This window comes from Serratia sp. CoH_134_PS_4 (assembly GCF_058190535.1).
This window is the reverse complement of the sequence record NZ_JBXWKI010000001.1, coordinates 32,574-45,999: the sequence shown is the minus strand read 5'-3', so window position 1 is coordinate 45,999 and position 13,426 is coordinate 32,574. Positions and strand designations below refer to the sequence as shown.

The window sequence follows — 13,426 nt, the reverse complement described above, 5'->3', positions numbered from 1 at the left end:
ACTATGGGCGACAGCATTCTTTCACAGGCAGAGATCGACGCCTTGCTCAATGGAGACAGCGCGGGTGATGAACCCGAAGCCGTCACCAGCAACGAGAGCGAGGTCAAGCCGTACGATCCGACCACCCAGCGCCGCGTGGTACGCGAGCGTCTGCACGCGCTGGAAATCATCAATGAACGTTTTGCCCGGCAGTTCCGCATGGGATTGTTCAACCTGCTGCGTCGTAGCCCGGACATTACCGTCGGCCCGATCAAGATCCAGCCGTATCACGAATTTGCCCGTAATCTGCCGGTGCCAACCAACCTCAACCTGGTGCACCTGAATCCGCTGCGTGGCACCGCGTTATTCGTGTTCGCACCGAGCCTGGTATTTATCGCCGTCGATAACCTGTTCGGCGGCGACGGCCGCTTTCCAACGAAAGTGGAAGGCCGTGAGTTTACCCCCACTGAGCAGCGGGTGATTAAACGCATGTTACGCCTGGCGCTGGACGCCTACGGCGATGCCTGGAGCGCGATTTACAAGATCAATGTGGAATACGTGCGCGCAGAAATGCAGGTGAAATTCACCAATATCACCACCTCACCGAACGACATTGTGGTGACTACGCCGTTCCAGGTGGAGATCGGTGCGCTGAGCGGTGAATTCAATATCTGTATTCCGTTTGCGATGATTGAGCCGTTACGCGAGCTGCTGACCAACCCGCCGTTGGAAAACTCACGGCAGGAAGACAGCCATTGGCGTGAAACCTTAGTGAAGCAGGTGCAACATTCCGAGCTGGAACTGATTGCCAACTTCGTCGATATCCCAATGCGGCTGTCAAAGATCCTGAAGTTGCAGCCAGGGGACGTATTACCGATTGATAAGCCGGATCGCCTGATTGCCCACGTGGACGGCGTACCCGTTCTGACCAGCCAATACGGCACGTTAAACGGGCAATATGCCCTGCGTGTTGAACATTTGATTAACCCTATTTTGAATGCTCTGAGTGAGGAACAGCCCAAATGAGTGATCCTAAGCAACCGTCTGGCGAAGGAAAGGAATCCGTGGACGATCTGTGGGCTGATGCGTTTAACGAACAGCAAGCTACTGAAAAAACGTCTGCAAGTGACGCCGTGTTCAAATCGCTGGAACCGCAAGATGCAAGCGGCAGCCTGCAAGATATCGATCTGATCCTGGACATCCCGGTCAAATTAACCGTCGAACTGGGCCGTACCAAAATGACCATCAAGGAACTGCTGCGTCTGTCGCAGGGATCTGTCGTGGCGTTGGACGGGCTGGCGGGTGAACCGCTGGACATCATGATCAACGGTTATCTGATCGCCCAAGGCGAAGTCGTGGTGGTGGCCGACAAGTTTGGCGTGCGCATTACCGACATCATCACCCCTTCCGAGCGCATGCGCCGCCTGAGCCGCTGATGAATCCAAGCACGACCACGCCTAACGCAGGCACTTTGCAATCCTCCGCGCCGGCGCTGCCGGCCGGTTCGGTGCTGACGCAAGTCAGCACCGCGCTTGGCGGTATCCTGCTCTTGATCCTGCTGGCAGGTTGGCTTTTCCGTCGTCTGGGATTTGCCCCACAGGCACGCAACAGCAAACTGCTTAACCTGCGTGCCAGTTGTCAGGTGGGACAACGTGAGCGCGTAGTGGTGATCGAGGTGGATAACACCTTATTGGTGCTCGGCGTCACTGCACAGCAAATCACGCCGTTACATACCCTGCCCGCACCACCGAAAGACAGCACGGTAGCCGACACGGTGCCGCCGGCGGATTTTCGCCAACTGATGCAAAAAGTTCTGAAACGCCCGGAAAAATCGGCATGAAATTCCTCGTTCCTTATATCGCCTCATTTGCGCGGGGCAAGCAATGCCTTTGCGGTATCACCGCGGCCTTGCTGTTAGTCAGCCCGGCGGCTTTCGCACAGCTGCCTGGGCTGATCAGCCAACCGTTGGCTAACGGCGGCCAAAGTTGGTCATTGCCAGTGCAAACACTGGTGTTGCTGACGTCGCTCAGTTTCCTGCCCGCCATGTTGCTGATGATGACCAGTTTCACCCGCATCATCATTGTCCTTGGGCTGTTACGCAATGCGCTGGGTACCCCGTCAGCGCCGCCGAACCAGGTGATGCTTGGACTGGCACTTTTCCTGACCTTTTTCATCATGTCACCGGTGTTCGACAAGGTTTATCAGGACGCTTATCTGCCGTTTAGCCAGGATAAAATCAGCCTGGATGTGGCGTTGGATAAAGGCGCGCAGCCACTACGCGAGTTTATGCTGCGCCAAACGCGTGAAACCGATCTGGCGCTGTACGCCAAACTCGCTAACCAACCCCCGCTGGCGGGGCCGGAAGCGGTGCCTATGCGCATTCTGTTGCCTGCCTACGTCACCAGCGAGCTAAAAACGGCGTTCCAGATTGGTTTCACCGTGTTTATTCCTTTCCTGATTATCGACCTGGTGGTCGCCAGCGTTTTGATGGCGTTGGGGATGATGATGGTACCGCCGGCGACCATCTCGCTACCGTTCAAACTGATGTTGTTCGTACTGGTAGATGGTTGGCAGTTACTGCTCGGCTCACTGGCGCAGAGTTTTTACTCGTAACCCGGCGCTCACGCCACCTCTGAAGGAAGCATAATGACACCCGAATCGGTCATGGCACTGGGCACCGAAGCGATGAAAGTGGCGCTGGCGCTGGCAGCCCCCATGCTGCTCGCCGCGCTGGTCAGCGGCCTGGTGGTCAGCCTGCTGCAGGCCGCCACCCAGATCAACGAAATGACGCTGTCGTTCATTCCAAAAATTCTGGCGGTGGTCGCCACCATCGTGATCGCCGGGCCATGGATGTTGAACCTGCTGCTGGATTACATGCGTACGCTGTTCACTAATCTGCCAAATCTGATTGGTTAATCATGCTCACATTTGATAGCGCGCAGTTCGGCGTCTGGCTGAGTCAATACTTCTGGCCATTGCTACGCATTCTGGCGCTCATCAGTACTGCTCCGGTCTTCAGCGAAAAGCAAATCAGCAAGAAGGTGAAAATTGGCCTCGGCGGGCTGATCGTGATACTGATTGCGCCCGGATTGCCAATCAGTACTGTCCCCATTTTTTCCGCAGCCGGGTTGTGGCTGGCGGCTCAGCAAATACTGATCGGTGTGGCGCTGGGCCTGACGATGCAATTTGCCTTTGCGGCGATACGCTTGGCTGGCGAAGTGATCGGCATGCAGATGGGCTTGTCATTCGCCACCTTCTTTGACCCCAGTGGCGGGCCGAATACGCCGGTATTGGCACGGCTACTCAATTTGCTGGCCATGCTGCTGTTCCTCAGCTTCAACGGCCACCTGTGGCTGATTTCACTGTTGGTGGACAGTTTCCATACCCTGCCTATCCAGGCGGAACCCTTGAATGGCAATGGTTTTCTGGCGCTCACCCAAGCAGGCTCGCTGATCTTTATCAACGGCATGATGTTGGCGTTACCGCTGATATGCCTGTTACTCACGCTGAACCTGGCGCTGGGCCTGCTCAATCGCATGACCCCTCAGCTGTCGGTGTTTGTTATCGGTTTCCCGGTCACCATGACGATAGGTATCATGACCATAGGTATGATGATGCCGATGCTGGCACCGTTCTGTGAGCACCTTTTCGGCGAATTCTTCGATCGTCTGGCCAGCGTCATCGGCAACATGACGCCTTAATGTTAGCCAACCCGTGCGGCTTAGCGGCCGCCCTCTCCGAACAAACTGGCAGTAAACCCCCTTTCTCGCTATAAAAAGTTGAAAAAAACAGATAAACACTATTTGGCTTCAATTAATCTTATTGCCTTGAATAATAAAATACCCCCCTTAGAATGGCCTTGTTAAATATAAAGCCATCAGTAGAAAACCACCCTACCATCCATTAATTTTCACAGAATAAAATACAGGAGCGCGATTAAAAAAGAACGCATAGGGAAGTAGAAATATAAAACACATTCCATCTCCGCAAGGATAAAACAGCCACTCACCGGGGTCAGCCGGCGGGTCAGGCATATTTATTATCTGCGGCGTTTTTACCTCTATTCTCAGGAGCATAGACATGAAAGCAAAAACCAACCGAAGAGCACGAAGAACCTTGGGCCTGACGCACTGGGCAACCAACCGGATTCAGATTGCCCTCTGCCCGTCGGAAAAAGACGAAAAATGGAAAATGGTTAAAAAGAAAAAATAACGCTGCCGTTATCATTAAATATAGATATATAACATCTATAATTATTCCTCAGTCCGCAATAAATACCTCGGCGTTTCACGGCGTTAAATAAGGCGGATATGACACATCTATTTTTTGTGTCTGTCGAAAAAAAGGCACGTCACTCAAACCTTAGTGGGGGAAAGAGTGACGTGCCAAACAAGTGCGCCCGGTTTCAAGAATTCTCTACAGAGATAGAGTCTTCTAAGCACACCCAAAGGGTTACCCGCTATGGCTTCACAACGGGTGTTTATTATTGCCGTTCATTCTGAGCGCGCGCTGCCTGCTGCGCCCTCACTAAAGGCGATTTATCATCGCTATGCCTATCGATTTCAGGCTGCAGCCAGAAACAAGGCCCGTGAATGGGCCTTGTCGTGCAGGCAACCACGCTGCGGCTTGAAAGACGGCGGGAATTAGCGGTTCATCTGGAACAGCGACATACCCTGCATATCGCCGAAGGTCTTGTATGACGCCTGCAACGCGGCCTGTTGCATAAAGTAAGCAGAGATCGATTCGGCCAGATCCGCATCCGTCAGCGCACTCATTTGCACCTGGTTGGTCATGTCGCGCTCTTTGCCAATGCTGTCCAACTGATCCATTTCCTGCAGTTGGCTCCCCAATTCGGCGCGCACGCTGAGCACCTTGTTGTAGGAGTTATCCATGCCGCGACTCGCCTTGGCCAAGGCATCAGTCACCTGCTGCTTGGTGGCGTCGTCCGCATCCTGCTGCGGCGTTTTCAGCGCCTTCAGGGCAATGTCGATGCTCTCAAACACGTTGGCAACCGGGGCACTGCCGTCCGGCTCAGGTTTCGGGTTGCTGGTCAGCGCCATAAACACCCCATCACCGGTATGGCCGATGGTCATAGTACGGTTGGCGTCCACCTTCTGTTCGACCGCCTTGTCACCGCCTTTATAGCTTACGGTTCCACCTTCATCGACAAAGGGTGGCTTATCGTTCACGTAACCGCCAAACATGTAGCGGCCATTGCCGTCGGTGCTGTTAGCCAGATTGAGCAGTTGATCTTTCAACCCCTGTAACTGCGTTGCCAACGAGTCGCGGTCGTTATCACTTTTGGTGCCACCCGCGTTGACGATCAACGTTTTGATGTCGGCAATGGTGGACGTTGCACCGGCCAACACGTTTTCTTCCATCGAAACGCTCTGCCGGGCAAAGGTGCGCGCGAGCGTATACTGGTTGTTCTCGGCCTGTGACTGCGACAACATCACCGCCTGCGATGCCGCCAGCGGATCGTCAGAGGGGTTGATCACCCGTTTGCCCGTCGCCAGCTGCTCGGCAGCCTTCATAAACAACGACTGGTTGCCGGTGATACCGGACATGTTTTGTTGGTACATCATGCTGGTGCTCATGCGCATGCTGTAGGTTCCTCACTGTGAGCGACCGGCACCATCAAGGCCGGTCGGCAATTAAATCAACGGATACTCAACAGGGTGTCAAACAGCGAGCTGGCAGTTTCAACCACCTTCGCATTAGCCATGTAATATTGCTGGAAACGCAATAGCTCACCGTACTCTTCATCCAGGTTAACGCCGGAGATCGACTGCTGTTGCTTGGCCAGCTGCGTGACAATGTTGCCCTGCGAGGTCGTCGCCACCTTGGCGGCGGCGGTCTGGTTGCCGATGCTGCTGACCATGCTGGCGTAGGCACCGCTAAACGTGGCTTTGCCGTCCACCAGCTTTTGGGTTTGCAGATCGATCAGTTTTTTGGCGTTTTCATTGTCGCCGCGACCGCTGTCATCCTTGCCGGCAGCAGCAATTTTCGACGTGTCGCTGATGGCGACTTTCAGGCTACCCGCCACGTCACTGACCGGCTTCACGGTAAAGCTGTCTTTGGCTTTGGCGCTACCGTCGATGCTGACCTGCAGGCCATCAAAACTCAAGGTAGGCTTACCGTCGGCACCCGTGCCCGCTGTAGCGTTCACCTTAACGTTGTCCGGCAGGCGGCTCACCTGCCAGTTGCTGCCGTCGAACTCAACGCGGTAGTCGTTGGCTTTCACTTTACTGGTATCGGTATAAGAAACCGACAGTGAGGCGTCACCCGTATTGCGGGTGTTATCCACCACACGGCCTCCACCAAAGCTGAAGAAGTCGGTACCAGCGTCGCCGTTCAGATCGAAACCTGCGCGGTGCTGCTGATTAAAGTTATCTGCCAACGCCAGTGCAATTTGCCCCAGTTGGTTACGTGCGCCGTCCAGCGTTTCGCTGCGGAACTTGAACACGCCGCTCAAACTGCCGCTATTGATCTGGCCCTCAGGCACTTCACTGGCACCGTGGCCGCGGTCATAGCCCAGGGTCAATCGTGCAGGATCGCTGCTGGAAGGGACTGCCGACACCTGGTAAGTGGTGCTGCCTTGCACCAGCGTCAGGCCGTTAGCGAATGAAACCGTATAGGCATCACCATCCTGTTGGGTCACCTGGACACCAACCACTTTATTCAGATCCGTCACCAGTTGATCGCGCTGATCCAACAACGCATTCGGCTCGCCGCCGCTGCCGCGCAGGCGAGTGATCTCGTCGTTCAGGCGGGCAATCTGCTGGCTGTAACTGTTGATCTGTTGTGCGTTGTCGCTGATCTGCTGGTTGACGCCGCTGTCCATATCACGCAGGTATTTGTCGGTGTTATTGAACTGGTTAACCAAACCGTTGGCTTTGCCCAGCACGGTCTGACGCGCAGAGTCATCGCCAGAATTGCTCACCAGGTTTTGCAGGTTAGTGAAGAAATCCTGCATGTTGGTCGACAACGAGTTGGTTTTGCTCGCCAGCAGGTTATCTATCTGAGAGATTTTCTCGTAGTAGGCACCCTGCGCTTCGGCATTGCCCTGTGCGCTACGCAGTTGGTTGGTAATGAACTGGTTGTATTCGCGATTGACGCTGGTAACGGTTACGCCATTACCGATAAAACCGCTCATGGTACTTAAGCCGCCGTTCTGCGCCAGAATGGCGGTCTGGCGGTTATAGCCGGCCACGTTGTAGTTGGAAATGTTGTTGCTGACGGTACTGAGCGCCACCTGAGCCGCATTCAGCCCGCTCATCGCGGTATTGATTAAGCTATTGGACATAAGAATTCCTTTTGCTGCGGTGCCGGTGGCCCACAGGGTTTTATTAAGCTGCTGAGTTTGTTCACTCAGCCTGTCTCGGTTATCGGCAAAAAACGGGGAAACTTGATAGGGAATTGCTGGCCTTTATTCATGATTCATAACTTTCGCAAATCCCCCAATAATGCGCGTGGCAACAAGGCAGCCCCAAACAGGGTGACCCACCGGCCTGCACTGGTCCGTCAGGAGTAAGGCCCACGAATGGGCCGAATAGCACCTTCACCCCACACCGTTGTGGCGTCAGGAATGAAGGGGGTTTAGAACAGGTCCTTCAAGTCATGGGTATAGGCTTTTATCACCTGCTCACCCGTGTTTTTCATTTGCTGAATCACACTGACCAACTTGTTGGCGTATTGAGGATCGGTGGCATACCCGGCCCGTTGCAATGCATGCGCCGCCTGTTCAGGACTGCGGGCATTGGCAACGTCGGCGTAGCGCGGATTATTCGTCAGCAGTTTGACGTAGTCGGCCATCGCCTCGACGTAAGACCCGTAAACGCGGAATTTCGCCTTAATCTTCTTCGCTGCCCCTTGTTCAAACTCGGTCGTGGTGATTTCGGTCACCGGACCGTCCCAACTCCCGCCTGCCTTGATGCCGAACAGGTTATAACTCGGTGCCCCTTCTGCGGTCGGGATCTCGCGTTGCCCCCAGCCTGATTCCAGCGCGGCCTGCGCGACAATCAGCTGATGCGGAATACCGCTCTGCTGACTGGCGACCCGCGCCGGGATAGACAGTCGAGCAACAAAGTTGCCGTTATTGAGCGTCATTGGTGCCGCCGAGGGGGCCTTCGGCACCGCACGGCGGATCATCTGCTCCAGTGCCTGATTTGGCAGCGCTTGCAGCACCTCGTTGTCCAACGCCATCGGCGACAGGCCTGCGGTTTCACTCGGCACAGCATTGGCATTGCCCATCTGCTTGACCATCATGTCGGCCAGCCCCAGGCCTTTCTGCGACATCTGCTGGGCAATCTGCTGGTCGTACATTGAGGTATACAGCCGCGTTTGATCGCTGCTTAGCGCGCCATCCTGCGGGAGCGCGGCGCGCATGCTCTTTAGCATCATCTGCACGAACATGCCTTCAACCTGCTGCGCCACCTGTTTCAGGTTGCCTTGCGGATCCGCCGCCGCATCACGCTTCAAGCCGTTTAGCGTCTGGGCGTCATAGGCCGCGCCCGACATCGCCATCAAATCCCCAGCCATCAGATGATTTCCAGCTTGGCGCGTAAACAACCGGCACTTTGCATCGCCTGCAGGATCGACATCAAATCGTTCGGTGTCGCACCCAGCGCATTCAGCGCACGGATCACGTTGTTCAAATTAGCGCTGGCATTCACCTTTTGCAGCGAGCCCCCCTGCTGTTGCACGGAGATCTGGGTATTTGGCGTCACTACCGTCTGCCCGCCGCCAAACGGCGTCGTTGGCTGGCTGACGGTATTTTGTCGATCGACCACCACTGACAAGTTGCCCTGCGCGACGGCACAAGAATCCAGGATTACGTCGCGGTTCATTACGACAGAACCGGTTCGTGAGTTGATGATCACCTTGGCGTCAATCGCCCCCACGCTGACGCTAATGTTCTGGATTTCGGCCAGGAAGCGGACTTGTGAGCTGTTGCCCTGCGGCACCAGCACCTGGATCGTACGGGCATCCAGCGGTGAAGCCGTCCCGCCCCCACGCTGGCGGTTGATGGCGTCGCTGATTTGCTGCGCCAGCGTAAAGTCTTCATCATTCAGTTGCAGGTTAATCACGCCACCGGCACCGAAGGTGGTCGGCAGCTCTCGTTCAATGGTCGCGCCATTGCTGATGCGGCCACCCGCCAGTTGGTTGACTTGCACGCTGCTCCCACCGGCCGACGCGCCTGCCCCCCCGACCAGCACGTTGCCCTGCGCCAATGCGTAGACCTGATTATCCACCCCTTTCAGCGGCGTCATCAGTAAGGTGCCGCCACGCAGGCTTTTGGCGTTGCCCATTGAGGACACCACCACGTCAATATTCTGACCCGTACGTGAAAACGGCGGCAGCTTGGCGGTGACCATAACGGCCGCCACATTTTTCAACTGCATATTGGTGCCCGGCGGCACGGTGATACCCAGTTGCGACAGCATGTTGCTCAGGCTCTGGGTCGTGAACGGTGTCTGCATGGTCTGGTCGCCAGATCCGTCCAGCCCTACCACCAACCCGTAACCAATCAGGGCGTTATCACGTACCCCCTGCACCGTAACCAGATCGCGAATGCGCTCCGCCGCGGCCGGCAGGCTCAGCGCGCCCATCACCAGCACCATTAGAAATTTCTTTAACATTGGAACCTCATTCACCTTAGCCACAAGGCGTTATTGTCGCAGGTTGTTTGAGGGCTGACAGCACGCAGGGAGCGGAGCTTACACGCGGTACGTGACGGCCCCGAGCACTGCCCAACCTCAAAATGGCACGTAAAATAGCCTGTACTCAAAACGGAGAGACATTTAAGAAGAAGCGCTGCAACCAGCCCATGGTCTGCGCCTCGTTGATATAGCCGTTGCCGACGTATTCAATACGTGCGTCCGCCACCTGGGTGGAGGTAACCGAGTTACTGCCGCTGATCGTACGCGGGTTGACCACCCCGGAAAAACGAATGAACTCGGTGCCCTGATTGATGGCGATCTGTTTTTCCCCTACCACGTGCAGATTGCCGTTGACCAAGACCTGGTTGACCGTCACGGTAATGGTACCGCTGAAGGTATTATTGGCGTTGGCCCCGCCCTTGCCACCAAAGGTGCTGTCGCCGGAAATATCCATATCGGCACGCGCGTTGCCCAGCAGGCCGTCCAGATAACGCGGTGATGTGGCAACGCCGAATTTGCTGGCGCCGTTGCGACTGGCGTTGGCGGAGGAGCTTTTGCTGGCACTGACGTTTTCTTGCAGCACGATGGTCAAGGTATCGCCGATGTTGCGCGGACGACGGTCTTCAAACAGTGGCTGATAACCGTAGTTCATCGGCTGCACCGTCTGGAAAATAGAGCCGTTCGGCACGGGCGCACCCGCCGGTGCTGGCTGCGCCGTGGTAGCACCGTCCACCAGGGGTTTATGTGGAATGTAAGCGCAGCCGCTCAGCGTCAGCATCGCCATTGCCGCCAGCCAGCGTTTTCCTTGCGGCTGCTTTTCCATCAGATATGTGGTTACCACGGGTATCGCCTTTGTTTCACAAAATAGGGTTACGGGCGCAACAGCGCCCGTCAATTACAGTTGCGTCAGTTTTTGCAGCATCTGATCGGAAGTCGATACCGCTTTGCTGTTGATCTCATAGGCACGCTGGGTCTGGATCATATTGACCAACTCTTCCGCCACGTTGACGTTAGAGGTTTCCACGTACCCCTGATACAGCAGACCGGCACCGTTTAATCCGGGCGTGCTCTCGTTCGGCGCACCGGAACTTTCGGTTTCCTGATACAGGTTCTCGCCCATGCTTTCCAGGCCGCTGTCATTGATAAAGGTGGTCAGTGTCAGTTGGCCTACCTGCTGGGCAGCGGTTTGCCCTTGCAGGGTGGCGCTGACGATACCGTCACGGCCTACGGTAATACTCAAGGCATTGGCCGGAATGGTGATCGCCGGTTGCACCTGGAAGCCACTGGCCGTCACCAATTGTCCGTTCTGATCTCTCTGGAACGAACCATCACGGGTATAAGCCAGGGTGCCGTCCGGCATCATCACCTGGAAAAAACCCTGCCCCTTGATGGCGATGTCCTTGCTGTTGTTGGTCTGCGACAGGTTGCCCTGGCTGTGCAGACGTTCGGTCGCCACCGGACGAACGCCGGTACCGATCTGCAACCCGGACGGTAACGTCGTCTGCTCGGAGGACTGTGCCCCCGGTTGACGCATGGTCTGGTACAGCAGATCTTCGAACACCGCGCGCTGACGCTTAAAGCCGTTGGTACTGACGTTAGCCAGGTTGTTGGCAATCACGTCCATATTGGTCTGCTGCGCATCCAGACCGGTTTTGGCAATCCATAAAGATGGGATCATGGGTTATTTCCTTGCTTATTAACTCATTGATAACAACGAGTTGGCGCGCTGTTCATTTTCATCCACGCTGTGGATGACCTTCATCTGCATCTCAAAACGACGGGCGTTGGCGATCATATCGACCATGGTTTCCATCGGTTTGACGTTACTGCCTTCCAGCACGCCCGGCATCACCTGCACCAGCGGGTCGTTCGGCAACTGATTGCCACGCTGCTGCTGGGTTTCCGGCGTCAAACGAAACAGGCCGTCATCGCCGCGCGTCACTTCACGCGCATCGGCCTTCACCAGTTTCAGTCGGCCGATCTGAGCGATGCTGTTCGGCGGGTCGCCCGCGTTCAGCGCAGAGATAGTGCCGTCTGCGGCGATAGTGATCTCCGCCGATGGCGGTACCTCGATCGGCCCGCCGTCGCCCATCAGGGGCACGCCCTGCACCGTCAGTTGCCCGGTGGGGGAGATCTGAATATTGCCGTTACGGGTGTAGGCTTCACTGCCGTCCGGCAGGCTTACGGCCAAAAAACCGTCCTGCTGCAGCGCAACGTCCAGCGGACGCGCGGTGTAGTTCAGCGCCCCTTGGCTCATGTCAGCACCCGGTGTGGAAGCCGTTACCAATGTACGCGTCGCCAGGCTCGGGCCGTCTACCGGCACCGCGCGCAGCGCCGACAACTGGGCACGAAAACCCGGCGTCGAGGCGTTGGCCAAGTTATTGGCGGTGACCGCCTGCTGGTCCAGCGTCTGCCGTGCCGCACCCATCGCGGTATAAATCGCGTGATCCATAACTCAATCCTATTAGCGCAGGCTAACCAGCGTTTGCAGGATGGAGTCCTGCGTCTTGATGGTCTGAGCATTCGACTGATAGTTGCGCTGGGCAACAATCATATTCACCAGCTCCTGGCTAAGATCGACGTTGGACGACTCCAGCGCACCGCTGGCCAATTTGCCAAGCCCACCGCCGCCTGCCAGACCCACGCGCGGTTGACCTGACGCGCCGGTTTCTTGCCACACGTTATCGCCCTGAGAAGCCAGGCCTTCCGGGTTGGAGAAGTTAGCCATCACGATCTGCCCCAGTACCTGCGTCTGCTGGTTGGAGTAGATCCCCACGACCGTACCGTCGTTGTTAATCTGGAAGTTGGTGTATTCACCTGCCGCGTAGCCGTCCTGCGAGACTTTGCTCACCGAGTCGCTGCTAACGTTCTGTTGCATACTGCCGGCAAAACTCAGCGTGAAGTTCTGCGCCGGGGCACCGTCTTTGCTGCCCATCGGGATCAACATGCTGAAATCACCCACGGCACCCTGGGTGCTGGTGGTGCTGACCAGATTACCGCTGGTGCTGAACTGCATCGTCCCTGCATCCACCGGTTTCTCGCTGCCGTCCTGGGTATAGACCTGCCACTTGTTATCGTCGGTCTTCACAAAGTAAGCATTGATGTTGTGTGCATTGCCGAGTGAATCATAAGCGGTGATGGTGTTGACGTAGTTGTAGGAGTCCTGCTTGGTCGGATCGAACGTTTTGTTTTCCGGCACTTTATGCGTGGACTTCAGGTTAGCCACCATAGAGCCAGAGGAAGAAGCCTTGGCGTTCATCATGCCTTCAGGAATGCTCAGCGGCACCGGGTTAGCGCCCTGCTGAATGGTCGGTGGCGTACCGGCTGCCGGGTAGCCCGTCAGTTGCAGACCTTGCATGTTGGTCAGGTTACGGTTTTCATCCAGTTTGAACTGGCCGTTGCGGGTGTAGAAGATACCGCCATCCTTGTCCTGCATGCGGAAGAAACCGTTGCCGGTGATGGCCACGTCCAGCGCACGGCTCGTACCGGTGGTGGTGCCACCCTTAAAGTTCTGGGTGATACCGGACACCTTAACGCCCAGCCCAACCTGCGACCCAGCAAACATGTCGGCAAAAGAAACGCTGCCAGATTTAAAGCCGGAAGTGGCAGAGTTGGCGATGTTGTTACCAATCACGTCCAGGTTGGTTGCTGCCGCGTTTAAGCCGCTTACTGCCTGAGAAAAGGCCATGTTATTCTCCGAATAGTGTTTAGGCATCCATACCCGTCATACTTCAAGCTGCAGGTGTGCAGACCGCCTTGACTCACCCGAATCGGCTACCTGAGGA

Annotated in this window: 15 protein-coding genes; 7 read left to right on the top strand and 8 right to left on the bottom strand. The window is 56.1% G+C overall.

Features of this window, described 5'->3' with window-relative positions:
• Nucleotides 1-3: 3 nt before the first annotated feature.
• The 7 genes from fliM (at nt 4) to sra (ending at nt 4,191) form a co-directional block, all read left to right on the top strand.
• Nucleotides 4-1,005, top strand: a complete 1,002-nt coding sequence (fliM, locus tag AC2FCQ_RS00260) for a flagellar motor switch protein FliM (protein ID WP_037419020.1) — start codon at nt 4-6, stop codon at nt 1,003-1,005.
• Complete coding sequence (gene fliN / locus AC2FCQ_RS00255; protein ID WP_037419017.1) at nt 1,002-1,415, top strand: flagellar motor switch protein FliN; 414 nt, start codon at nt 1,002-1,004, stop codon at nt 1,413-1,415. Before fliM ends, fliN begins: the two co-directional genes overlap by 4 nt.
• Nucleotides 1,415-1,819 (top strand): flagellar biosynthetic protein FliO, encoded by a 405-nt coding sequence (fliO, locus tag AC2FCQ_RS00250; RefSeq protein ID WP_490308141.1) that lies wholly within the window; start codon nt 1,415-1,417, stop codon nt 1,817-1,819. The genes fliN and fliO overlap by 1 nt, the downstream gene beginning before the upstream one ends.
• Nucleotides 1,816-2,592 (top strand): flagellar type III secretion system pore protein FliP, encoded by a 777-nt coding sequence (fliP, locus tag AC2FCQ_RS00245; protein ID WP_245209862.1) that lies wholly within the window; start codon nt 1,816-1,818, stop codon nt 2,590-2,592. The genes fliO and fliP overlap by 4 nt, the downstream gene beginning before the upstream one ends.
• Before the next feature lie 33 nt (nt 2,593-2,625).
• Nucleotides 2,626-2,895, top strand: a complete 270-nt coding sequence (fliQ, locus tag AC2FCQ_RS00240) for a flagellar biosynthesis protein FliQ (RefSeq protein WP_037419012.1) — start codon at nt 2,626-2,628, stop codon at nt 2,893-2,895.
• 2 nt (nt 2,896-2,897) lie between these two features.
• Complete coding sequence (fliR, locus tag AC2FCQ_RS00235; RefSeq protein ID WP_209635560.1) at nt 2,898-3,680, top strand: flagellar biosynthetic protein FliR; 783 nt, start codon at nt 2,898-2,900, stop codon at nt 3,678-3,680.
• 379 nt (nt 3,681-4,059) lie between these two features.
• Nucleotides 4,060-4,191 (top strand): stationary-phase-induced ribosome-associated protein, encoded by a 132-nt coding sequence (gene sra, locus AC2FCQ_RS00230; protein WP_265553871.1) that lies wholly within the window; start codon nt 4,060-4,062, stop codon nt 4,189-4,191.
• A 431-nt stretch (nt 4,192-4,622) separates the two neighbouring features.
• Here the strand turns inward: sra and flgL are convergent, their stop codons facing one another.
• From flgL to flgE, 8 genes are all read right to left on the bottom strand, one after another.
• The gene (gene flgL, locus AC2FCQ_RS00225; protein WP_209635564.1) at nt 4,623-5,582 is read right to left on the bottom strand and encodes a flagellar hook-associated protein FlgL; all 960 of its coding nucleotides are present in this window, start codon (nt 5,580-5,582) and stop codon (nt 4,623-4,625) included.
• A 56-nt stretch (nt 5,583-5,638) separates the two neighbouring features.
• A complete protein-coding gene (flgK, locus tag AC2FCQ_RS00220) occupies nt 5,639-7,285 on the bottom strand; it encodes a flagellar hook-associated protein FlgK (protein ID WP_209635566.1) in 1,647 nt (548 codons plus the stop codon).
• Between the two features lie 293 nt (nt 7,286-7,578).
• Entirely contained in the window at nt 7,579-8,520 is a 942-nt protein-coding gene (gene flgJ, locus AC2FCQ_RS00215; RefSeq protein ID WP_209635568.1) for a flagellar assembly peptidoglycan hydrolase FlgJ, read from the bottom strand.
• Complete coding sequence (locus AC2FCQ_RS00210; protein WP_209635570.1) at nt 8,520-9,620, bottom strand: flagellar basal body P-ring protein FlgI; 1,101 nt, start codon at nt 9,618-9,620, stop codon at nt 8,520-8,522. The genes flgJ and AC2FCQ_RS00210 overlap by 1 nt, the downstream gene beginning before the upstream one ends.
• A gap of 145 nt (nt 9,621-9,765) precedes the next feature.
• A complete protein-coding gene (flgH, locus tag AC2FCQ_RS00205; RefSeq protein ID WP_209636127.1) occupies nt 9,766-10,464 on the bottom strand; it encodes a flagellar basal body L-ring protein FlgH in 699 nt (232 codons plus the stop codon).
• 72 nt (nt 10,465-10,536) lie between these two features.
• Nucleotides 10,537-11,319, bottom strand: a complete 783-nt coding sequence (gene flgG, locus AC2FCQ_RS00200; protein WP_020827517.1) for a flagellar basal-body rod protein FlgG — start codon at nt 11,317-11,319, stop codon at nt 10,537-10,539.
• 18 nt (nt 11,320-11,337) lie between these two features.
• Nucleotides 11,338-12,093 carry a flagellar basal body rod protein FlgF gene (locus AC2FCQ_RS00195; protein WP_209635572.1) on the bottom strand — a complete coding sequence of 252 codons (756 nt, stop codon included), beginning with the start codon at nt 12,091-12,093 and terminating at the stop codon, nt 11,338-11,340.
• Nucleotides 12,094-12,105: 12 nt separating this feature from the next.
• The gene (gene flgE, locus AC2FCQ_RS00190) at nt 12,106-13,329 is read right to left on the bottom strand and encodes a flagellar hook protein FlgE (RefSeq protein WP_209635574.1); all 1,224 of its coding nucleotides are present in this window, start codon (nt 13,327-13,329) and stop codon (nt 12,106-12,108) included.
• Between the last annotated feature and the right edge of the window lie 97 nt (nt 13,330-13,426).

Bases quoted from the DNA above. Each gene is read 5' to 3' on its own strand.
- fliM (WP_037419020.1), top strand. From the start codon at position 4: ATGGGCGACAGCATTCTTTCACAGGCAGAGATCGACGCCTTGCTCAAT.
- fliN (WP_037419017.1), top strand. From the start codon at position 1,002: ATGAGTGATCCTAAGCAACCGTCTGGCGAAGGAAAGGAATCCGTGGAC.
- fliO (WP_490308141.1), top strand. From the start codon at position 1,415: ATGAATCCAAGCACGACCACGCCTAACGCAGGCACTTTGCAATCCTCC.
- fliP (WP_245209862.1), top strand. From the start codon at position 1,816: ATGAAATTCCTCGTTCCTTATATCGCCTCATTTGCGCGGGGCAAGCAA.
- fliQ (WP_037419012.1), top strand. From the start codon at position 2,626: ATGACACCCGAATCGGTCATGGCACTGGGCACCGAAGCGATGAAAGTG.
- fliR (WP_209635560.1), top strand. From the start codon at position 2,898: ATGCTCACATTTGATAGCGCGCAGTTCGGCGTCTGGCTGAGTCAATAC.
- sra (WP_265553871.1), top strand. From the start codon at position 4,060: ATGAAAGCAAAAACCAACCGAAGAGCACGAAGAACCTTGGGCCTGACG.
- flgL (WP_209635564.1), bottom strand. From the start codon at position 5,582: ATGCGCATGAGCACCAGCATGATGTACCAACAAAACATGTCCGGTATC.
- flgK (WP_209635566.1), bottom strand. From the start codon at position 7,285: ATGTCCAATAGCTTAATCAATACCGCGATGAGCGGGCTGAATGCGGCT.
- flgJ (WP_209635568.1), bottom strand. From the start codon at position 8,520: ATGGCTGGGGATTTGATGGCGATGTCGGGCGCGGCCTATGACGCCCAG.
- AC2FCQ_RS00210 (WP_209635570.1), bottom strand. From the start codon at position 9,620: ATGTTAAAGAAATTTCTAATGGTGCTGGTGATGGGCGCGCTGAGCCTG.
- flgH (WP_209636127.1), bottom strand. From the start codon at position 10,464: ATGGAAAAGCAGCCGCAAGGAAAACGCTGGCTGGCGGCAATGGCGATG.
- flgG (WP_020827517.1), bottom strand. From the start codon at position 11,319: ATGATCCCATCTTTATGGATTGCCAAAACCGGTCTGGATGCGCAGCAG.
- AC2FCQ_RS00195 (WP_209635572.1), bottom strand. From the start codon at position 12,093: ATGGATCACGCGATTTATACCGCGATGGGTGCGGCACGGCAGACGCTG.
- flgE (WP_209635574.1), bottom strand. From the start codon at position 13,329: ATGGCCTTTTCTCAGGCAGTAAGCGGCTTAAACGCGGCAGCAACCAAC.